Genomic DNA, 20085 nt, shown 5'->3' with positions numbered 1-20085 from the left:
TGGTGATTGAATCTGTCTCATTAAACGACTGGGATTGAAGCGAAGGTATGGTTGGCTTGGTTACCTCTGTGGATGTTCTTATCTCCAATGTAGGCAGATTCAATTCATCCTCTAGATTAATCACATTACCACCAAAAAATTTCTCTAGGGCAGTTACAGCATCTTTAATTTTCTCCTCATCCCAGTCTCCAGTATCTATAGGTTCTGATATCGAAGATTGAGGTAGAGAAACGGAGCGAGTTTCCTGCGCCTGATTAGACGAAGTTTCAGTCGGTTGGACTATTTGACGTTCCGGTTGAGGAATAACAGTTCCTTGAGTTTTTCTATGATCCTGATCGTCTTCCTCTTCTACAGGTGACGGCGATTTAGACGGCGATGGTGTAACAGGTTCCCGATTTGTCGCTGCGGGTTTAGCCGATGTGGTTCCAAGAACTTTGAACATGACTTTGATGTCTTTCTGATAAACCCTTTGAAAAGCAGCTTGAATATTGGGCAGTTTATCTTGTGCTAGTTTCAACAGTGGTTTAGACGTAATTCCGATCTGCGCTACGGTTCCATCAAAACTAAATAAATTACAATGCTGACCTAATAATGCTTTGACACTATTTTGTCCTAAATTGTCAAGAATATTTTGCCAAATTTGTTCGTGATCCGCCGATTGTTCTGCAACAGGAACGGCAGGTACGGTTTCCTGATGAGCAGGTGGCACAGAGGATGGCGAGGATGGGACTGGCGGGGGTGATTGAGTCTCAGGGGTTGAGGCAGTGGGTTGAGGGGTTGGCGCTTGAGGTGCAGCCGCAGGGGGGGGAGAGGGAGGTTGAGAACGGCGTTGAGGTTCTGATGGCTGGGGGGTTCTAGGTTGACTCGTTTGGGAATGCGATCGCGTCTGATTACTTGCCGATTCTACGCGCAATGCTTCGGGTAATAAGCCTAACAGGGTGACTTCTAACCAGAGGCGCGGTTGGGTTGTATTTTTTACCTGGACTTCACTACTTTTTAAATGTTGTTGTCCCTGTAAAATATCCGTCGTATCCATCGATTGAGCCAACTCGCCTAACTGTTTCCAGGTTGGCGGTGTAACAGCGACTAAATCTTGACGACTGGGTGCGGTTTTAGCTATCAGTAAATCTCGATAAAATCCGGCTAAATTTTGCAGCACAACTAAGGGTTCTCGTCCCCGATCCATTAAATTGCGGCAACAGTCGAGAACGGCTTGAGCATTATTATCCGTGATCGCTTGGCTCAGTGCTAATAAGTCTCGTTCGGGTACTGCCCCAACTAAATCCCAGATACACTCAACGGTTATTTCTCCGGCTAACAAGCTGAGTTGATCCAGCAGACTTTCAGCATCTCGTAATCCCCCTTGTGCCACTTGTGCGACTAAGGTAATCGCTTCTGTTGTAATATTAATGCTTTCTTGGGTGGCAATGTCTTGAAGATGCTTGACCATTGCCGCTAAGGGAATGCGACGAAAATCAAACCGTTGACAGCGAGAAATAATTGTGGGTAAAACTCGTTGAGGATCGGTGGTGGCTAAGACAAAAACAACATGTTTAGGGGGTTCTTCTAGGGTTTTGAGTAATGCATTGAACGCCGCACTACTGAGCATGTGACACTCATCCACCACATACACCTTGTAGCGACATTGAACGGGGGCAAACTGGGCGCGTTCGATGATTTCCCGAATATTATCAACACCCGTATTACTCGCCGCGTCAATTTCGGTGATATCCAGGGCGGTTCCTTGAGCGATCGTGCGACAAACGTCACAAGTACCGCAAGGTTGAGGCGTTGGCTTATCGGTAGTCAGACAGTTAAGGGACTTGGCTAAAATCCGCGCTGACGAGGTTTTTCCCGTACCTCTGGGACCACAGAACAAATAAGCTGGGGCAACTTTCTCTTGACGAATAGCATTCGTGAGGGTTTGCGCGATCGCTTCTTGACCAACCAAATCGGCAAACGTCTGAGGGCGATATTTGTGATGGAGGGGTTCGTAACTCACGAGGCTTCAGGATGTAAGGGAGACAAGGGGAAGATGAGGGAGATAGGGAAGATGAGGGAGATAGGGAAGATGAGGGAGTTAACTCACGCACCATGCCCGACTAGTGCAGCGCGGCTTCAAATACTAACCAGTTAACAAGCTCCTTAAAAGCAGCTACCTTATGTTCCTTATAGCCTTCTGCCATCTGCCTTCGGACTTCTGCCTTCTTGTACTAGCAAAGCGAAGGGTCAAAACTTCCCCAATCCCAATCTCCAATTCCCAATCACCTGTTCCCCAATGAGATGAACAATTGTACTATCAATCATAGTCACTTGAGATCGTAACTCAAAACCATGTCCTTGAGCGAAACGAAGGATCAGCCAGGGCGGGTTTAGTTCAGGTACTGGTTTGATCCGAAACGTTATGGGTAAAACCCGCCCCTACACAGTCATACGGACTTGATCACTTTCTCTCCCCCAGCTCCCAGACGTGCCATGGCACGTCTCTACATTTCCCCAGCTCCCCCTTAAGCACCCGTCGTGCTGATGGGGTACGAACTCTGCTACAACCAGTTAGGAGTCTATTGATAAACCAAAACAATGCCTGTCACTCGTCAAATCAAAAGTGTTTATACAGATGGAGCCTGTAGTGGCAATCCCGGACCCGGTGGCTGGGGTACGGTTGTGTATTTTACCGATGGTTCTGTGCATGAAATAGGGGGGGCTACGGCAAAAACCACCAATAACCGTATGGAACTCTTAGCCGCGATTGAAGCCCTGATCCTGGTTCAGGGATCTGGACAAACTCAGCCGATTACCCTCTATACCGATAGTGAATACGTCAAGAACGGCATTACCAAATGGATTAAGGGCTGGAAAAAGAAAGGCTGGAAAACCTCTCAGGGAAAAGCCGTTTTAAATCAAGATTTATGGGAAAAACTCGATGCGGTCAATTCTCCCCTAGTCACTTGGCAGTATGTACGGGGACACAGTGGCAACCAAGGCAACGAGCGTTGTGATCAAATTGCCAATGCCTTTGCCAACGGTAAATCCCCTAGACTAACACAACTGGTCGAAGTAAAGAATTCCACCTCTCCCACCTTACCCCAGGAGACACCCGTAACAGGGGTATCAGATGAAAAGACCCCTTTTGATGTAGTTTACAAAGATGTACCATCGAGCCTTCCTACATCAGAAACACCCATGATAGAAATACCGGATTCACCAAACAATTCCAATGACGAGTTACCCCGCGAAGTTAGAGTTGCCCAACTGGGAAACTTAATCGAGACCCTACGCATTGCTGATGAAATCGCCAGTGAGGGCTATCTGATTAGTAGTTCTGAACTAGCTGATTTAATGGATATCAATGCCAGTGCCGTTACCAGTCGAGGAGATCATTGGCCCTGGCGCAACTGGATTGTCTCGCGAGTGCGGCGTGAAGGCAACCAGATTCTCTGGCAATTAGAACGAGTAGACCAAGTTAAGTCGGGTGATGAAGAGTGATTAGGGATTGGGGAAATGTTGAGTGTGTAGGGGCGGGTTTGGGGACTTTCGTGTCAACTTAAGCTCAACCCCTCACCCCCAGCCCCTCTCCCACGCCGGGGAGAGGGGAGCAAGAGAATCCAGTTCCCCTTCTCCCATGAAACAAAAGCGAAGCATCCCCATCAGCCTTGTCTTCTCTGCCCCTCTGCCCTTCTGCACCCCCATTTCCCATCTCTAACTGCTATAAATCCGCCCCCGCCACTGTTTTGGTCTTTGCCTAGCGGACAAGAAAATCCGCAGCACAGCTAAGGGATCAGCCAGAGGTGAAAGCCAAAATAGCCAAGCGGCGGGGGATGAGGATGGAGTGAAATCATAAGAACGGGCGATCGCGCCCACTAATGCCCAGCGCATTACCAATAACCCTAGATTTAACCCTAGGACAGTCATGAGGACGGGTGAAGATATGCCGAAGCTCAAACTCACCAGAACCACTAAAGACACGGGTAGAGGCAATGCCTGGGTACTCAACAGTAGCCACACATCACTCCAGAGTTGACCTGGGCTAGAAGCATCTTTCAAATCTAGCGATCGCCCCCACTCCTGCCAAGTCGCCCAAGCGCCTTCATACATACGGACTTTCAGCACATTAGCACCATCCAAAAACCCCACCTTAAATCCCTGGCTAGCGGCATACCGGGCTAGTGTCACATCATCACAAAATGAACCCTTGGCACTGCTATACCCATCGAGTTGGCTTAAAACCTGTCGGCGACACAAAAAACACTGCCCATTTGCCATCACCCGTTCGGCGGAATTACTGGTAATCCCAGTCGGACCAAATCGATAGACTAACGTCATCAGCAACGCTGGTTGTAGCCACCATTCCCCCGGATACTTGAGAATAAATCGCGGTGACAGAGATACCAGGTCAAACCCTGAAGTTTCAGCAATATCAATTAACCCCGCCACCAATCCAGGTTGCGGTTGGGTATCCGCATCAACGCCCAAAATCCACTGACTATCGGGACAACTGTGCAAATAGCCCTGATGCAACGCCCAAGGGCGTCCTACCCAATCCGGTGGCAATGGGTCATCGGTCATCAGCCGAAATCGCGGATCTTTGATTTGGGCATCTTTGACTAACTCCCGTGTGCCATCGGTAGAGTGACTATCCACTACAATAATTTCGCGTACTTCGTAACTCTGCTGACTTAATCCCATCAGACAAGGATTGAGGCGTTCTCGTTCATTGAGAGTCGGAACCACAATACTAACCGCCCCCACCTGATCGGGGGTAGGGGACTTGGCTTCTATGGGAGAACGACGCCCTGGACCTTTCAGCAGGCGCGACAGCAGGATTAAAGTAGCGGGAATCTGGATCAGTAATAGGATTAGGGCAACTACCATTCTACGCAGGAGAGCAGGGGGAGTTATCAGTTATCAGTTATCGGGAGCAGGGGAATATGGGGAAGCTGGGGGAAATTGTGTAGGGGCGGGTTTCACTACTATCGTTGGATAATGGTGCGTTACGCTACCCTACCCTTCGGGAACGCTGCGCGAACGGGAACGCTTCGCGAACGCTAACGCACCCTACACCCGCCCCGACTTTACTTGCTTGGCGCTTCGCGAGTAGGACAAATGACGAATGACAAAGGACGAATGACAAATTACTTAATAGATGCCACAGGCACTTTCGCCTCTAGAGTGCGATCGCGTTGTCCTTGTTCGAGGGTGTTAGATGTGGGTGTAGTCGTTGCCATCCGCCACAATACTACAGCGGGAATAACGCCTAACACGATCCCTAAGCCAATAGGAACCCATATTTGGGCACCGATACTCATCACAGCCGCAAAGACAAAGTTGCTCAGGTAAACGGCTAAGGGCAATCCCAATTGGCGTCTAGACAATGCCATTGGCGTTTTCTGCCAAAATAAAGCCGCGACAGCCATAAAGACAGCACCTGTTCCTAACCAACCCGCAAAATTTTGATACGGCATCCCAAAAAAGGCACCCGGTTGCTCCCATAACCAGAAGGGGACAGAGGCTTGGCTCATGGCGGGATCAAGTACAAAGTCCCAGGAGGTGAGTAAGACAGCACCGATCGCGATCGCACTCAAGTGACGCCACCAACTCAGTGATTGATTCGTCGCCACTCTTCTCTCTAACCCCACACGAGCCAATAGATAAGACACCAATCCTAAATAAAACCAGGATAAGGGAATCGTAAACGGCACAAGTCCCCCAATTTTATAGCCTAAGCCACTTAAGTAACCATAATGTCCAAAGGGGAAACCTGTACTCGTTCCCAGGAGTTCACTGGTCAAGGAAATGACAATAGCAGGAACCATGAACGTTAACCATTGCCACAGTCCCAGAGTTCGGTAGGCATAAATTGCAACGGCTGCTGCTCCTAAAATAATGTAGACGACTCCACCCCCAGCCATTGACCATTGAAATAGGGTTTGTCCCTGTGGTGGTAAACTCATAATCCATTCGGGGTGAGGCAACACCAGCAGTAGCCCTGCTAGTCCAAATGCCATAGCCCCGATATGACCTATCAACAAAGAGCGCTCAATTTTGATCAGTTGGTTCATGAAAAACTCCTAAAATGGTGAAAACCCCAGACTTGTTCTAGCGGCAAGACGCAGCATTCCGATTCAGATGCGGCAAGGCAATGGTTGTTTGCGAGTATACAAGCATCAATGATTTATAGTTTACAAATGTTTACGAAAAAAGTCCCTAGTGATTATGAGGGAGATGGGGGAGATGGGGGAGATGGGGAAGATGGGGAAGTTAACTCAAAACGCTTCCTGTTCCCTGTTCCCTGTTCCCTATTCCCTGTTCCCGATGAACAGACAGGGAAAATCGTTAATATATTGGCAGGACAGTAACTTGAATCTTGTCGCTGTATACTACAGTGCAAAAAACTTGGTCTTGTCTGCTGTTGGCTTCCTAGCATCTTTACTCAACATGACTTCACCTGTTCCGGAAAACGCGAAGACTGTCATTCGCCCCATTCAATACGGCGATTTGGAGAGAATTGAGCAGCTTACGACTCAAGCCACAGATACGGAGTGTAATAGCTGCTCGTTAACCTTCATTCGCCAACTTCAGCAAGTTCGACGCTGGTATGGGCTGCTGATGGTTTTGAATTGGTTTCCGAATCCTTGCCAGTATGATTTTTGTTTCTATGTCGCTGAACAATTTCAGCGGCTGCGAGGATTAATTAAAGTGTCGCCCTTTAATCGGACTCGCAGTACTTGGCGCGTGGAACAGGTGTTAGTTGCTCCCGATCCGTCTCCTGAATCCATTAATAAACCCGCCAAACTTGAAACTGGCTCGGCACTCTTGCGCCATTGCTTCGAGACTATCTGGGAAGCTCGCACCTGGTTACTAGAAGTCAATATCCACAATAAAGATACCCTGGCACTGTATCGGCGTAATGGATTTCAACCTCTAGCGCAATTGACATATTGGTCAATTTCTGAGCAAACCTTAGCTAAACTAGGCGATCGCGAACCTGATTTACCCAACTTGCTCCCGGTGAGCAATGCTGATGCTCAACTATTGTATCAGCTAGATACGGCGTCCATGCCTCCGTTAGTGCGTCAAGTGTTTGACCGTCATATCGAGGATTTTAAAACAGGATTTATGCGATCGCTAGTCTCGACGCTACAGCAGTGGTTCAATCGTACTGAAGTGATCAATGCTTATGTGTTTGAATCCCAGCGCAAAGCAGCTATTGGTTATTTTCAACTCACCCTTTGCCGAGATGGGAGTCGAGCGCACGAAGCCCAGCTCACTGTTCACCCTGCCTACACTTGTCTGTATCCAGAGTTATTCTCACAAATGGCGCGGATTACCCAACAATATCCTGCCCAGTCTTTGCATCTGGCTTCAGCCGACTATCAACCGGAACGAGAAGACTACCTGGAACAGTTAGATGCTCAGAGAATCGAGCATACTCTGCTTATGTCTCGTTCAGTGTGGCATAAAATCCGGGAAGCCAAGAAATTAGAAGGGTTACAGTTATCAGAAGTGCTTCAGGGACTCCAGCCAGCCCGTACTCCCATCCCCAGCCGTATGTCCTGGTGGGAATCCCTCTCCCAACAACCTAACGCCGCTTCTAAAACAAATGGAGCCAATTCTTCATCGAAACAGAAGGATATTCCACCGCCAGCCAACTCGACAGATGCTGAGTAGGGGAGGTTTGAGTTGTGGAATGACGGATGACAAATGACAAATGACAAATGACAAATGACAAATGACAAATGACGATCTCCACCTTTAACTTTAATGGTGTCCACCTACTTATGTGATGCAGAAAATCTCAGCCTTGGGCTTGGATGTTGGCAGTAAGCGAATTGGTGTCGCCGGATGCGATGGTACTGGCTTAATTGCTACAGGTTTAACCACAATCAAGCGGACATCTTTTGAGCAGGATGTATCCCAGTTTCGAGAACTCGTCGAACAACGCGAAGTTCAAATTCTGGTGGTTGGATTACCCTATTCGATGAACGGGACGCTGGGATTCCAGGCGCGACAGGTACAAAAATATGCCCGTCGCTTGAGCGCTGCCCTACAATTACCCGTAGAATATGTGGATGAGCGGTTAACGTCTTTTGAAGCCGAACAGTTACTTCATGCTGAGAAGCGATCGCCCTCTCGCCATAAAGCTCTGATCGACCGCAAAGCCGCAGCTATTATACTCCAGCAGTGGCTGGACACTCGTCGCTCAAGCCGTTAATTATGAACCATCTAGCTGGCGTCTCGACGAGCGAATACCATGAATCATGAAAAATGATATGATCAAAAACTGCTGGATTATACCAATGAACATTTATCCATGGCTTTAACCCAAGAACGCAAACAAGAAATTATTGACAGCTATCAGATTCACGACACCGATACAGGTTCGGCAGATGTGCAAATCGCCATGCTCAGCGATCGCATTAGTCGCTTGAGTAAACATCTGCAAGCCAATAAAAAGGATCATGCCTCCCGTCGGGGACTCTTAAAGATGATTGGTCAGCGCAAACGTTTACTCAGTTATGTGCGTCAAGGCAATCCTGAACATTACCAAGCCTTGATTAAGCGCTTAGGTATTCGCGGATAAACACCGACTAAAGCTTATGTCTGACGAACCCTCCCGCAACCCTTTACCTTTTGAGCCGAACCAAAAGCGAAAAAAAAAGTCGAAATCACAGGCTAAACCTGTAGCGAATAAAGCTAAGGCGAAATCCCCAGCCAAACCGGATCAACCAAAGGCTTCTACTCCTGAGTCGATGACTATTCCTGATCAGGTGAGTAAGCGTATGGTGCGGCGTATGGCATTACTTTGCGGTATTCCGACAGCGTTGGGAATGCTTTCCTTTGTGGTTAGCTATCTTCTGGTGGTCAATCTAGAGGTCGAGTTACCCAATGTCGCCGTGGTGCTGGTGAGTATGGGATGTTTTGGCTTAGGCGTTTTGGGATTAACCTATGGTGTTCTTTCAGCATCCTGGGAGGAAGACAGTCCAGGAACGTTACTGGGTTGGCAGGAATTCACAACCAATCTAGGACGACTCACATCAGCATGGCGTGAGGCGAGAGAGGCTAAAAAAAGTTAGCTCTTTCATTGCTAGGAAGCAGAGGGAGCAGGGCGATCAGAGGAGCAGAGGGTCAAACCTCAAAACTCATCCGCCATACCCGACTAGCGAAGCGAAGGGTCAAAACTTGTCCTCTTCTTCAATTGAAAACTTAAACCTTAAAACTTATGATTGTAGTCATGAAAGTCGGCTCTCCAGAAGCCGAAATCGATCGCATTAGTCAGGAACTCAGCGAACAGGGTCTAACACCAGAACCGATTGTGGGTAAACACAAGGTTGTTATCGGTCTAGTCGGTGAAACGGCGGCTTTAGATCCGCTGCAAATTCAGGAAATTAGCCCCTGGATAGAAGAAGTGCTGCGGGTTGAGAAACCCTTTAAACGAGCAAGCCGTGAGTATCGTAACTGGGAAGCTGGCGAGGTTGTGGTATCAACACCCGATGGACCTGTTTACTTTGGGGAACATCATCCAGTGGTGCTGGTAGCCGGTCCCTGTTCGGTAGAAAACGAAGAGATGATTGTGGAAACGGCGCGTCGGGTAAAAGCGGCGGGCGCTAAATTTTTGCGGGGAGGTGCTTATAAGCCTCGGACGTCGCCCTATTCCTTTCAAGGTCATGGAGAAAGTGCCTTAGGCTTACTCGCCGCCGCACGGGAGGCTTCGGGTTTGGGGATCATTACCGAAGTCATGGATACAGCCGATGTGGAGAAAATTGCCGAAGTAGCCGATGTACTGCAAGTCGGTGCCCGCAATATGCAGAATTTCTCCCTGTTGAAAAAAGTAGGCGCACAGGATAAACCAGTGTTGTTGAAGCGGGGAATGTCGGCAACCATTGATGAATGGTTAATGGCGGCGGAGTATGTATTAGCGGGGGGAAATCCCAATGTGATTCTGTGTGAACGGGGTGTCCGGGGGTTTGACCGGAAATATGCCCGGAATACACTGGATCTATCGGTTTTACCTGTATTGCGATCGCTCACCCATTTGCCGATCATGATTGATCCCAGCCACGGTACGGGTTGGTTTGAGTATGTACCCTCAATGGCAAAAGCCGCGATCGCAGCCGGAACGGATTCGTTGATGATTGAAGTTCATCCTAATCCAGCTAAAGCGTTATCCGATGGACCCCAATCCCTGACACCGGATAGCTTTGATAGCTTAGTCCAAGAAATGGCAGTGATTGGTAAAGCCGTTGGGCGTTGGCACGAACCCGCTATGGCGATCGCGTAATTAATCTAGAACATCAGTGATATCGTAGGGACACGGCAATGCCGTGTCCTTGTTCTTTTGAGGAGTTCGTAGTTGCATTGTAGCTATGGGTTGAAACCCAAGGTTGGGTCAACGACTAGAAGGTAAATGTAGTTCGCAGTACACCGACTAAAGCGGTATCGTTATTCCCATCGCTTTCTGGGTTAAACAGAACAAATGCTCCTGGTGTAATACTGACGTTATCACTAACCTTAAAGTTGTAAAACGCCTCTAGATGGTAGGGGGTTTCTCGGTCAACACCCGGTTCTGTCAAATCGGCTTCGCCATCTGCTTCTACCCGATGCAACGGTTGTCCAAAAATTAGACCCGCCGTATTTCCTTCTTTAAATAAATCTTGGAAATGTAACCCCGCCATCCAAGTCGTGAAATCAGATGATGCATCTGCACCAGCGACAGCATCAACAAAGAAATAAGCACCGTAACCCGTCAGCGAAATTTTCGGAGAAATACGCCAGGTTACAGTCGCACCTAAGGAATTAACGTGAACGGGTGTATCTAATATCCCGCCAACGATAGGATTACCCTCATCATCAACCGTGCGTCCAGGAATATTCAGTGGATTGGAGGAGAATCGAGTTAATCCTAGACCCATAATATTCAGGTCATGGTAACTATAAGCATAGTTCAGACCAATATCAAATTGAGAACTGGGTTTAACCGTAAGCTGGGCTGAGGCGACGGTACTCCCTCCAAAGAACCCTGACCCCAAGATATTATTGTCCCCTTGTTCCGGAATCGCCGCATTGACGCTACCGTATAACGCCCGCAGATCAATTGCATCGGAAATACCCCAAATAAACCCCGCAGCTGAGGCTAAACCCGTTTGCGAGGTTCCCCCAGACACTCGTACAACCGGATTTAATGTGGCAAATCGCGAAATCGCCCCTTGTCCTTCACTGGAAAAAGGAATAATGGCGGGAAATGCATCGGAGGCTTCTGCGGCTGTTCCAGCAAATAGGGTTAAATTGTTGATGCCAGATGGGAAAATATAGAGGAGTTTGTAGAGTTCAACATCATTAGACCCCGCACTCTCGCTCAAGTCTTGGGGGTTAAATTCCGGAAACTGGGGTTCAACACTGAGTTTTGTTGACCCTTCACTTAAAAAAGCATCTCGTCCAGGAAATAATGCCCCTTGAACGCTACCCGCCCCGGTGATATCGCCACCAAAGTTATACGCTTGTAACCCCGTAATCAGTAAATCTTGACCCGTAAAACTGGTATTCAGATTCAAGCGCACTCGGTCAGCCAGAATAATATTGGCATCTTCCTCATCACTGGTTGCACCAATGAGTGAGAAAATGACTTCACCATTTAATTTGGTGGTTGTAGAAAACTGGTTATCTTCTAAAAAGGCGACTCGTCCTTCTAAATTATCAACTCTTGCGCCCAGGGTAGCGAGTTCAGCTTCAAATTCCTCAATCAGTCGCCGTAATGTGACTAACTCACTGTCATCAACTCCTGTCCCCACAATTAACCGTTCAATTTGTTGCAAACAAGCATTTAACCCAGCCGCAAACTCGTAGCGAGTCAGGGCGCGGTTCCCCCGAAACGTGCCATCAGGATAACCCGCAATGCAACCATACCGTTCAACTAAGCTTCTCAGGGCTTCATACGCCCAGTCTCCGGGAGAGACATCGGAGAGTTGGGAGACTGAGGTAACTTGTCCCATCGGGGATGACTCTGAATCGAGGCGTTCTAACATATCTGAGACAGAGGTAACTGGGGCGTTATTATCCTCTACCTCTTGTGCTATTTGTAAATGAGTCGGTTGATCGGTTGTCCCAGCCTGATTCAGAGGTGTCGCGGATAGAGGCGTGCGATCGCTAAGTCCAACGTGGAGAGTATTAATCGGATGAGTAGCTTCCTCTGGAATCGTAGATTCTAACTCAGTTGTCTGGGCAATAGCAGGATTGGCATCCCAAGGAATAGCACCAGCAATTAGGCACAATAGACCTATTTTCCCCCAAAATCTTAGGTGATGTTGATTCACGATTAGTTCCTCACACAAAATGTCAGATCCTTGTTGGTTTGCCTGAACCCAACCCTGTAAAGTCTTACTATGTCTAGTATAAAAGAGCAAAGGTTGATCACAGCTTCATTTGGTGATTAATTTTGCCGTTGTGTTGAACTAGCACTGTATAGAACAACAAGGCTATGGGCTAAAGTAAAGATAAAATATTACATAGCAGAAAGCTGCCTGGTTTATCCCAAACAGCTACCAACAGATAATCTCAGTGATCCCTGAGCGAAAAGCTAATCTAGGCGGGAGCCACCTGAACAATCAGCGATCGCTTATCAAAAGACTGGACTTTCCCCGCTTCGCCGAGGTCATCAATCACACGCTCTAGTAGTTCCCTGGCGCGATCGCGATGCTGATGTTCTCGTCCTCTCAGACGCACCTGAAACTTGACTAAATTACCTTTATCCAACCACTTAAGCGCTCTTTTGATGCGTAAGCCGTAATCGGAGTCACCCACATTGGGACGTAACTTGACTTCCTTAAGTGTTGGTTTGGAACTCTGGCGTTGGCGCTTTTTCTGCTGATATTGATGTTTCCCGTAGTCTAAAACTTTTGCCACAGGGGCGTCTTTACGTTGAGAGACGACGACTAGATCCAGACCCGCATCTTTAGCGACTTGTAGTGCCTCACGGGTATCGGTCAAGCCACGATTGTTGTTTTCATGGTCAATCAACAAAACCTGAGGTGATTTGATTTTATGGTTAATCAGTTGTTTCTGTTTCTTAGCGATGAGACTTTCCTCCTAAGTTCAACATCCCACTAGCTCACCTTTATTAGATTAACCCAATGCTGATCACACCATATCCCGCTAAGGTTTGAGATAGGTTAGGGGCGATTAGACATTAGCAGATAGTAGGAACGTTTTCTACACCCTAACACTAATCTGGGATGAATGCCACGCTTATTAAGCACTCATCTCACCAACCAGCTTGGGTTAAAGCTAGGATGGAACGATCTGAACAACCAATGCTCGTCGATCAAAAGACTGAACTTTGCCAACTTCACCCAGATCAGACACCACGCGCTCCAGCAGTTCTGTAGCGCGATCGCGATGTTGATGTTCCCGTCCCCGCAGACGCACCTGAAACTTTACAGAATCGCCTTTGTTCAACCATTCAACAGCTCGATTGATGCGTAAGCTGTAATCAGACTCGCCTACATTGGGACGCAGTTTCACTTCCTTAAGTGTCGGTTTAGAACTCTGGCGCTGGCGCTTCTTCTGTTGGTACTGATGTTTCCCGTAGTCTAAAATTTTTGCCACGGGAGCATCTTTACGCTCAGAGACGACCACCAAATCTAAACCCACCTCTTTCGCCAGTTGGAGAGCCTCACGAGTATCCGTCAAACCGCGATTGTTATTCTCATGATCAATCAACAGAACCTGAGGAGACTTGATCTGACGGTTGATTCGTTGCTTGTCTTTGTTAGCTATAATACATTCCTCCTAGAACTTAATATCTTACAGGCTAACTCCTCTTTAGGATAGCGCAACCCTGAGGAATTGAAACCTCTCTCGGTTACGCTTCGTTAAAACCGGGACATTCCTCCGAACCTTGATCCAGCTTCGGAAGCTACCTACCAACAACCAACGATGAACGATGAAGTTGTGTCAGGCTGAAATACCCTATTTGCAGGAAATGGGCATAATAATTTCCCCTGCCTTCTTTGTTTAATCGCTAATTGGATATATACTCAAATAATAGATTAAATCAACGAACGAAATCAAAAGGTTGAACAAATCAAAAATGGCACAATCAAAAATTCAAAACTCAAACTCCACAATCCTTATCTGGTGTGGGTTACGGCGATGGCTATCGAGGCTACTGTTACTAGGTGCATTTGTCCTGCTGATGGTTATCGGTTGGGGAAGCCTCACCCCTCCCTCAGCCGTCGCTTCTATCCGCCAAATCGAAGAAGCCCCCGGACAAATGCTGTATCAATCCCGCCATACCTTGCAAGATGAAACGGGTCAATCTTGGCAAGTTGTATTATTCAAACGGGTGAAAGCAGGTGAAGCTAAAGACATTAACCTGCGTTTGGTTGGTTTTCCTGGGATGGCAGAATTTGCTCACCCCCAACCTTTAAAGATTATGACGAATACAGGTAAAGTTTTGCAGGCTGAGGATTTGTTTGCCGACCAATCCCCAGGGGCGAATGTGGGTGAGTATAATATCAAGGACGTGTTGTCCGAATTACCGACGGCTACAGGGGTTACACTGTCTCTACCCATGAAGGGCGATCGCACGACCAGTCTGAGAGTTCCCTCAGTGGTCATATTAGAATGGCAAACGGTCGCGACTGAGTAGGATAATTGAGAAAGATCCTGATTAAAACCGATGTGAGGAATCCTCGTCTAATACAGGAGGAAAAATTATGACCACTCAATCAACCGCCACATTTACCTCCGTTTATGGTCCAGTGACATCTTGGCGCTACGGGCGATCGCTGGGTATTGATCCCATTGGAGTCCAATCAACTTGTTCATTTAACTGCGTCTATTGTCAGTTAGGAGAAATTCAACGTCGCACCCGCCAACGTCACGTTTTTGTCCCTACCGAAAAAATTATCCAAGATTTACAAGCTTTTGCGCCTTGGGAGGTTGATGTAGTCACTCTTAGTGGTAATGGCGAACCGACTCTAGCCCTAAACTTGGCGGAGATTATTGCCCAGGTTAAGGAAATGACTCACAAACCTGTCTTAGTCTTGACAAATGGTACGCTATTAGGTGATCCAGACGTGCAGGCGGCGTTATCCCTGGCGGATAAAGTCTCAGTTAAACTCGATGCGGTGGATTCTGATCAACTACGGCGTGTGAATCGTCCTGTCATGGAACTCGATTGGCAGAAAATCTGGACAGGTATCCAGGCGTTTCGTCAGGGATATTCAGGACATATAGGACTACAAACAATGCTGTTAACCCTACCGAATCAGCCCAGTCAAGACACTTATATGCAGTTAGTGCGATCGCTACATCCCGATGAAATTCAACTCAACACTCCCACCCGCCCTAAACCCTTAACCCATCAACTTGATGGACGGGGTAATCATACCCCGACCGAATCACGTCCCTATCCTGTACAACAATTAAAACAAGTGAGTGGGGATGTCTTACAAACCTTTGCCGCTAAAATACAAGATGCGACCAGTATCTCTGTTCGATGCGCTCCACGTTGAAAAAGTTTTGAGTAGGGGCGGGTTTAGGGACTTTCGTCTCGCTGTTAATGATAAGGTTTTGTTCAAAACCCGCCCTGACTACGTTTTGATTGTTGACTCTTCGCTTCGCTAGTCGGGCATGGTTTTGAAGGGTGTAGGGGCGGGTTTCACTATTATCGTTTCTAACCTCACCCAGATGTAACTAAACCCGCCCCAATTGAGTTAAAGCATTGTGACAAAGGACAAATGATCGATGACAAATAACAAAGGACAAATGACCAATGACATTCCTCCTGGATATCTAAATATCATGGGATACGTTGACGAGTCAGAAGTAAACGGTCCTGGCTGTCGCGCTGTTGTTTGGGTGCAAGGGTGTCAACGAGAATGTGCAAGCTGTTTCAATCCAGCCTCCTGGTCTTTTGAAATTAACCAGTTAATTGCTGTTGATAAATTAGCGGATAAAATTTTGTCCAATCCTCATAATCAAGGCGTAACTTTTTCTGGGGGAGAACCCTTTTGGCAAGCACCAGCCCTAGCGCAGTTAGCCAAGAAACTCAAAGCGGCGGGGTTAAATGTTATGTCCTTTAGTGGATTTACGTTAGGGGAACTGCAATCACCCGAGGCTCCTCCAGGCGCACAAGAGTTATTAGGACAACTTGATATTTTAGTCGATGGTCCCTTTGTTGAATCCTTGGCTATTAATTCTCCCGATTCACCCGTCTCCTCTCGAAATCAGCGCGTTCGGGTATTTAATCCCGCATTAAAAGACCAAATCACCTGGGCTTCTGATCAAATGGAGATTCATATCCTTAAAGATGGTAGTCGCATTGTTACAGGATTTCGAGGTCAAATGAATTTAAGCGAAGGCTAGATTTCGGAAAACGTTTACATTTCGTTATTGGTCATCTGCTATATCAGTAATTTTACCCATTTTTTTATCGCTTAATGTAAAGATATATTAACAATACACCGAGCAAGAATAATTCAAGATTCCAATGTTGTTGAATTATAAATAATATCTTGAATAGATAAAAAGTTTACTTCTTTAATGCCTTGAGTCTGCCCCGCTATTGAAACCAATGGTCAAGGTTAAGGGGAATTATAGATTGAGTTAATTTACCTAGTATTTCTCAAGCAATTCTGACTCAGGACTAATCTGAACTTTAGGAAACTGAGTCTTTTGTAAAGCTTTGTCGAAAAATTACCTGAAATAGTCAATTCATCTCCGAGTCCTCTAGACAAATATACGGAAGTAAGTTAGTCTGTATTACAGGTTGTCTAACGTGTAAGACAACGCCAAAAAACTCAACTCTGATCGATCAGGAGTCAAACGTGCCAAACCAACCAACTGCACATTTTAATTCTCCCCAAAAAGAGTTGAGCCAAGTAGGGACTTCTACCACTCGCGATTGACTAATTTTGAATCTCTAAGGTTTTGGATGACTGAATGCGCCAACGGCTTCATTGCATAACGCTGAAGAAATCCAAGCTTAATTGTAGGGATACAGAGTGTTCATTCATCAGACCAGCATCTACAATTCTAGGTCTGATATCGCTCAGAGCGCTGTAGTGATTGCACTTCTGTTTAGTTCCCTGATAGAGAAATTTCAAAATCTTCTGAGAGTTGGCAAAGATAGTCTTTTTTAGACGAAAAAACTTTGTCTAACTAAGGTTTCAGGGTGATGTTCCCTTCAAAAGCGACTGAAGTCTAACGCGGGTATAAAACACCGACATTATTAGACATTTCTGGCTTTTGTTAAACCCTTAGTCATAGCAAGAAACCGATGACGGCTAGACAAATTCCCTCTGTAATCTCAACTCCAACGCTCTCTTCCCTAGAGCAAGTTCGGTCTCTTAGAACCTTACAGCGATTTCAGTTTAGCGGTGAACTGGTGTTGAACGATCCAACGGGACACCAATGGATCTTTTTTTTACACCTAGGCGGTATCCTTTATGCCACAGGAGGAGTTCATCCTGTGAGACGGTGGCAACGTAATTTAGCCATTCACTGCCCTCAAATTTTGACTCATCCTGACACAATTCGGAGTGATCTAGCCAGTATCAATGTGAAAAAATGCTGGGACTATCAGCTATTGTGTTTATGGGTCAAGCAGCGACGAATCACTCCCAAACAAGCCGCCAATATGATTCGTGCTGTGCTGACTGAGGTTGTGTTCGATCTCGTGCAAGCGAAGCAAGTAACCCATCAAATCCAGCATAATTATTCGTTACCCACGAAACTGGTTTTGATTGAAATTAATCAAGCGATCGCACAAGTCCAATCGTTGTGGCAAACTTGGCACAATGCCCAGCTTGCGGATTACTCTCCCAATCAAGCTCCGGTTATTAAACAACCGGAACAGTTACGAAACAACCGTTCCGTCGAGGTTTACCAAACATTAACTAACTTACTCGACGGACACCATACATTACGTGACTTAGCCGTAAAACAGCGTCGGCATGTTGGGGATATTGCTCAAGCGTTAATGCCTTACCTGAAATCAGGCTGGGTAGAACTAACTGATATTCCCGATTTACCAGCACCCACTTCCAATACGGTAAGGAATAGAGAAAATGTTGGTGCTGACAAGCAGGAAAGCCGAGAAAAATGTAGAGACGAGCCACGGCACGTCTCGCCACGGCAAGTCTTGCCACGGCGCGTCTTAGAGCCAGGGAAAGAGAAGGTTAAAGCTTATCCCACGGGTATTACTCCCACTTCTGGAAAAGCCAACCTGCCGAAAACACCGCTCACAAGCGCAAACGCAACCTCAACTCAATCCCTGGTGGCTTGTGTAGATGACAGTCGTTGGGTGATTCACACCATGGAAAAAGTAATCGGGGCGGCAGGTTACCGATTTCTTGGTGTGGAAAATGCCTTGCGAGCCATTCCCACTCTTTTGGTACGCAAACCCGATTTAATCTTTTTAGACCTGGTGATGCCAAATGTCAACGGATATGAGCTTTGCACTCAATTACGCAAACTGTCCTGTTTTCAAAACACGCCCATTGTCTTTTTAACTGGAAAAGATGGGGCAGCGGATCGACTTCACGCCAAATTTGTTGGAGCCTCGGATTTCTTGAGCAAACCTTTAAATTCCAGGAATTTGCTCACGGTACTCCATAAACATATAAAACAGGGTGTTTATTGATTCTTCATCGTTCATCCTTACTTTTAGGATGAGTAAAAATGAAGTTAACAATAACTCTCATTGACCAAATTCGTTTGTATTCATTAGGTAGGTAATTACCATGGGAACAGCTCTAGTTGTTGAAGATTCCTCAACGGATATGCAAATTATTACCAGTTGCTTACAGCAAGGTGGTATCAATGTCTTAGTTGCCCATAGTGGCGAAGAGGCTTTGGCTAAAATTAGCACGCAAAAACCGGATGTGATTATTTTAGACATCGTGCTACCGGGTCGCAGTGGTTTTGAAGTCTGCCGTGAATTAAAAACGGCGGCTGAAACTAGCAATATTCCTGTCGTTATTTGTTCGACAAAAGGAGGCGAAATGGATAAATTTTGGGGCATGAAACAGGGAGCAGATGCTTACCTGGCTAAACCCGTGGATCAAAATGAGCTTGTCCGAACAGTTAAACAGCTCATTCGCCCCTAATTAAAACGGTTCGTAGTCAGCACTTTAGTGCTAATAAGTCAAGGATAAGGCACTAAAGTGCCTACTACAAACAAAACAGTTCGTAGTCAGCACTTTAGTGCTGGTAAGTCAAGCAGAAGGTACTAAAGTGCCTACTACAAACAAAACAGTTCCTTACCATGTCTGACACTTTATCAACCCAAAACCGCTTATCATCATCCATAGAGATCCAGCCGCGATCGCCTGCGTCTGTAGCTAGCGACACAGAACAGTTTTTGCGGTTTCATCTGCTACCCGATACAACGGCTTTGTTGTCAGTTAGACAGTTGACGGAGGTGTTGCATATTCCCATTGGTCAGATTGTACCCATTCCTCATACACCCGCTTGGGTTATGGGTGTGTATAACTGGCGGGGTGAGATTCTCTGGATGGTGGATATCGGACATTTAGTGGGACTCACGCCTTGGTATCAGCAGATAACGGGGGTTTCCAACTACACAGCAATTGTGTTACATACTCGTTCTTCATCGCACAACTCTACTCAGGTAAAAAGCCATATTCTAGGACTTGTGGTTAACCGCATCGAAGATATGGAATGGTGCAACCCCGATGGGATTCAATCCCCACCCTCTGCTCCCGTCACTCCCGAACTTGCACCATTTTTGCGGGGATATTGGGTGAAATCCAGTGGTGAGATGTTAGCCGTTCTCGATGGCACAGCTATTACCGAAGCCATGCCCAAAATTCAGTAAATTTTGTCATTTGTCATTTGTCATTTGTCAAACTGGTGAGGTGTCAAGTTAGCTAGATCCTTTGAACCAAGAGTTGCGTCTATCAAACATTTCTCAAAATCAGCCAATTGACGACGGCTGATCAATATAACCCCAAAAATTTCGCTTAATTTCATAGCACTATCTGGTATTGCTTAACCAAACGCAAGGCTTTCTTTTGACTTGCGGAATAGTTGAGTAGTATCTCTCGTACCCTATTGATGTTC

At 46.6% G+C, this 20085-nt stretch carries 19 protein-coding genes; 13 read left to right on the top strand and 6 right to left on the bottom strand.

Annotated elements, in window-relative coordinates; translation table 11 throughout:
- The coding region (locus tag RID53_RS19180; protein ID WP_446389602.1) for a DNA polymerase III subunit gamma/tau at window positions 1-2002 on the bottom strand (2002 nt) is incomplete at its 3' end.
- Between the two features lie 578 nt (window positions 2003-2580).
- Between RID53_RS19180 and rnhA the strand changes: the two genes are divergently transcribed.
- Complete coding sequence (gene rnhA, locus RID53_RS19175) at window positions 2581-3486, top strand: ribonuclease HI (RefSeq protein WP_446389601.1); 906 nt, start codon at window positions 2581-2583, stop codon at window positions 3484-3486.
- A gap of 213 nt (window positions 3487-3699) precedes the next feature.
- On the opposite strand, the gene cruG is transcribed toward rnhA, so the two are convergent.
- Together cruG and cruF are read right to left on the bottom strand one after the other, a co-directional pair.
- Window positions 3700-4872 carry a 2'-O-glycosyltransferase CruG gene (gene cruG / locus RID53_RS19170; RefSeq protein ID WP_446389600.1) on the bottom strand — a complete coding sequence of 391 codons (1173 nt, stop codon included), beginning with the start codon at window positions 4870-4872 and terminating at the stop codon, window positions 3700-3702.
- Window positions 4873-5132: 260 nt separating this feature from the next.
- Window positions 5133-6059 carry a gamma-carotene 1'-hydroxylase CruF gene (cruF, locus tag RID53_RS19165; RefSeq protein ID WP_446389599.1) on the bottom strand — a complete coding sequence of 309 codons (927 nt, stop codon included), beginning with the start codon at window positions 6057-6059 and terminating at the stop codon, window positions 5133-5135.
- Window positions 6060-6167: 108 nt separating this feature from the next.
- Here cruF and RID53_RS19160 point away from each other — a divergent pair, with 108 nt between their 5' ends.
- From RID53_RS19160 to aroF, 6 genes are all read left to right on the top strand, one after another.
- Entirely contained in the window at window positions 6168-6356 is a 189-nt protein-coding gene (locus RID53_RS19160; RefSeq protein WP_446389598.1) for a hypothetical protein, read from the top strand.
- A gap of 79 nt (window positions 6357-6435) precedes the next feature.
- The gene (locus RID53_RS19155; protein ID WP_446389597.1) at window positions 6436-7668 is read left to right on the top strand and encodes a GNAT family N-acetyltransferase; all 1233 of its coding nucleotides are present in this window, start codon (window positions 6436-6438) and stop codon (window positions 7666-7668) included.
- Between the two features lie 115 nt (window positions 7669-7783).
- On the top strand, window positions 7784-8212 hold the full coding sequence (gene ruvX, locus RID53_RS19150; RefSeq protein WP_446389596.1) for a Holliday junction resolvase RuvX: 429 nt from the start codon (window positions 7784-7786) through the stop codon (window positions 8210-8212).
- 99 nt (window positions 8213-8311) lie between these two features.
- The gene (gene rpsO / locus RID53_RS19145) at window positions 8312-8581 is read left to right on the top strand and encodes a 30S ribosomal protein S15 (RefSeq protein ID WP_446389595.1); all 270 of its coding nucleotides are present in this window, start codon (window positions 8312-8314) and stop codon (window positions 8579-8581) included.
- Window positions 8582-8597: 16 nt separating this feature from the next.
- Window positions 8598-9074, top strand: a complete 477-nt coding sequence (locus tag RID53_RS19140) for a photosystem II biosynthesis protein (RefSeq protein WP_446389594.1) — start codon at window positions 8598-8600, stop codon at window positions 9072-9074.
- 146 nt (window positions 9075-9220) lie between these two features.
- A complete protein-coding gene (gene aroF / locus RID53_RS19135; RefSeq protein ID WP_446389593.1) occupies window positions 9221-10279 on the top strand; it encodes a 3-deoxy-7-phosphoheptulonate synthase in 1059 nt (352 codons plus the stop codon).
- A 115-nt stretch (window positions 10280-10394) separates the two neighbouring features.
- Here aroF and RID53_RS19130 read toward each other — a convergent pair whose 3' ends face one another.
- The 3 genes from RID53_RS19130 to infC (RID53_RS19120) all read right to left on the bottom strand — a co-directional run bounded on the left by RID53_RS19130 (window position 10395) and on the right by infC (RID53_RS19120) (window position 13770).
- Window positions 10395-12308 (bottom strand): iron uptake porin, encoded by a 1914-nt coding sequence (locus RID53_RS19130; protein WP_446389592.1) that lies wholly within the window; start codon window positions 12306-12308, stop codon window positions 10395-10397.
- 268 nt (window positions 12309-12576) lie between these two features.
- A complete protein-coding gene (gene infC, locus RID53_RS19125) occupies window positions 12577-13047 on the bottom strand; it encodes a translation initiation factor IF-3 (protein ID WP_446389610.1) in 471 nt (156 codons plus the stop codon).
- 231 nt (window positions 13048-13278) lie between these two features.
- A complete protein-coding gene (gene infC / locus RID53_RS19120) occupies window positions 13279-13770 on the bottom strand; it encodes a translation initiation factor IF-3 (RefSeq protein ID WP_446389609.1) in 492 nt (163 codons plus the stop codon).
- A 313-nt stretch (window positions 13771-14083) separates the two neighbouring features.
- Here infC (RID53_RS19120) and RID53_RS19115 point away from each other — a divergent pair, with 313 nt between their 5' ends.
- The 6 genes from RID53_RS19115 (at window position 14084) to RID53_RS19090 (ending at window position 19840) form a co-directional block, all read left to right on the top strand.
- Window positions 14084-14644, top strand: a complete 561-nt coding sequence (locus RID53_RS19115) for a DUF3122 domain-containing protein (RefSeq protein ID WP_446389591.1) — start codon at window positions 14084-14086, stop codon at window positions 14642-14644.
- A 67-nt stretch (window positions 14645-14711) separates the two neighbouring features.
- Window positions 14712-15512, top strand: a complete 801-nt coding sequence (locus RID53_RS19110; RefSeq protein WP_446389590.1) for a radical SAM protein — start codon at window positions 14712-14714, stop codon at window positions 15510-15512.
- A gap of 232 nt (window positions 15513-15744) precedes the next feature.
- On the top strand, window positions 15745-16365 hold the full coding sequence (locus RID53_RS19105; RefSeq protein WP_446389589.1) for a 4Fe-4S single cluster domain-containing protein: 621 nt from the start codon (window positions 15745-15747) through the stop codon (window positions 16363-16365).
- A gap of 913 nt (window positions 16366-17278) precedes the next feature.
- Entirely contained in the window at window positions 17279-18643 is a 1365-nt protein-coding gene (locus tag RID53_RS19100) for a response regulator (RefSeq protein WP_446389588.1), read from the top strand.
- A gap of 100 nt (window positions 18644-18743) precedes the next feature.
- Window positions 18744-19109 carry a response regulator transcription factor gene (locus tag RID53_RS19095; RefSeq protein ID WP_006104153.1) on the top strand — a complete coding sequence of 122 codons (366 nt, stop codon included), beginning with the start codon at window positions 18744-18746 and terminating at the stop codon, window positions 19107-19109.
- 158 nt (window positions 19110-19267) lie between these two features.
- Window positions 19268-19840, top strand: coding sequence for a chemotaxis protein CheW (locus tag RID53_RS19090; RefSeq protein ID WP_446389587.1), 573 nt, complete (start codon window positions 19268-19270; stop codon window positions 19838-19840).
- Window positions 19841-20085 lie beyond the last annotated feature (245 nt).

This window comes from Coleofasciculus sp. B1-GNL1-01, assembly GCF_040220235.1.
GTDB lineage: Bacteria > Cyanobacteriota > Cyanobacteriia > Cyanobacteriales > Coleofasciculaceae > Coleofasciculus.
The sequence above is the reverse complement of the archived record's forward strand: the minus strand, read 5'-3'. Positions and strand labels throughout refer to the sequence as shown.

Excerpts from the sequence above, each read along its gene's own strand:
- ruvX (WP_446389596.1), top strand. The coding sequence starts at position 7,784 with ATGCAGAAAATCTCAGCCTTGGGCTTGGATGTTGGCAGTAAGCGAATT.
- RID53_RS19105 (WP_446389589.1), top strand. The coding sequence starts at position 15,745 with ATGACAAATAACAAAGGACAAATGACCAATGACATTCCTCCTGGATAT.
- RID53_RS19095 (WP_006104153.1), top strand. The coding sequence starts at position 18,744 with ATGGGAACAGCTCTAGTTGTTGAAGATTCCTCAACGGATATGCAAATT.
- rnhA (WP_446389601.1), top strand. The coding sequence starts at position 2,581 with ATGCCTGTCACTCGTCAAATCAAAAGTGTTTATACAGATGGAGCCTGT.
- aroF (WP_446389593.1), top strand. The coding sequence starts at position 9,221 with ATGATTGTAGTCATGAAAGTCGGCTCTCCAGAAGCCGAAATCGATCGC.
- RID53_RS19100 (WP_446389588.1), top strand. The coding sequence starts at position 17,279 with ATGACGGCTAGACAAATTCCCTCTGTAATCTCAACTCCAACGCTCTCT.
- RID53_RS19110 (WP_446389590.1), top strand. The coding sequence starts at position 14,712 with ATGACCACTCAATCAACCGCCACATTTACCTCCGTTTATGGTCCAGTG.
- rpsO (WP_446389595.1), top strand. The coding sequence starts at position 8,312 with ATGGCTTTAACCCAAGAACGCAAACAAGAAATTATTGACAGCTATCAG.
- cruG (WP_446389600.1), bottom strand. The coding sequence starts at position 4,872 with ATGGTAGTTGCCCTAATCCTATTACTGATCCAGATTCCCGCTACTTTA.
- RID53_RS19115 (WP_446389591.1), top strand. The coding sequence starts at position 14,084 with ATGGCACAATCAAAAATTCAAAACTCAAACTCCACAATCCTTATCTGG.
- cruF (WP_446389599.1), bottom strand. The coding sequence starts at position 6,059 with ATGAACCAACTGATCAAAATTGAGCGCTCTTTGTTGATAGGTCATATC.
- RID53_RS19160 (WP_446389598.1), top strand. The coding sequence starts at position 6,168 with ATGATTTATAGTTTACAAATGTTTACGAAAAAAGTCCCTAGTGATTAT.
- RID53_RS19155 (WP_446389597.1), top strand. The coding sequence starts at position 6,436 with ATGACTTCACCTGTTCCGGAAAACGCGAAGACTGTCATTCGCCCCATT.
- RID53_RS19140 (WP_446389594.1), top strand. The coding sequence starts at position 8,598 with ATGTCTGACGAACCCTCCCGCAACCCTTTACCTTTTGAGCCGAACCAA.
- RID53_RS19090 (WP_446389587.1), top strand. The coding sequence starts at position 19,268 with ATGTCTGACACTTTATCAACCCAAAACCGCTTATCATCATCCATAGAG.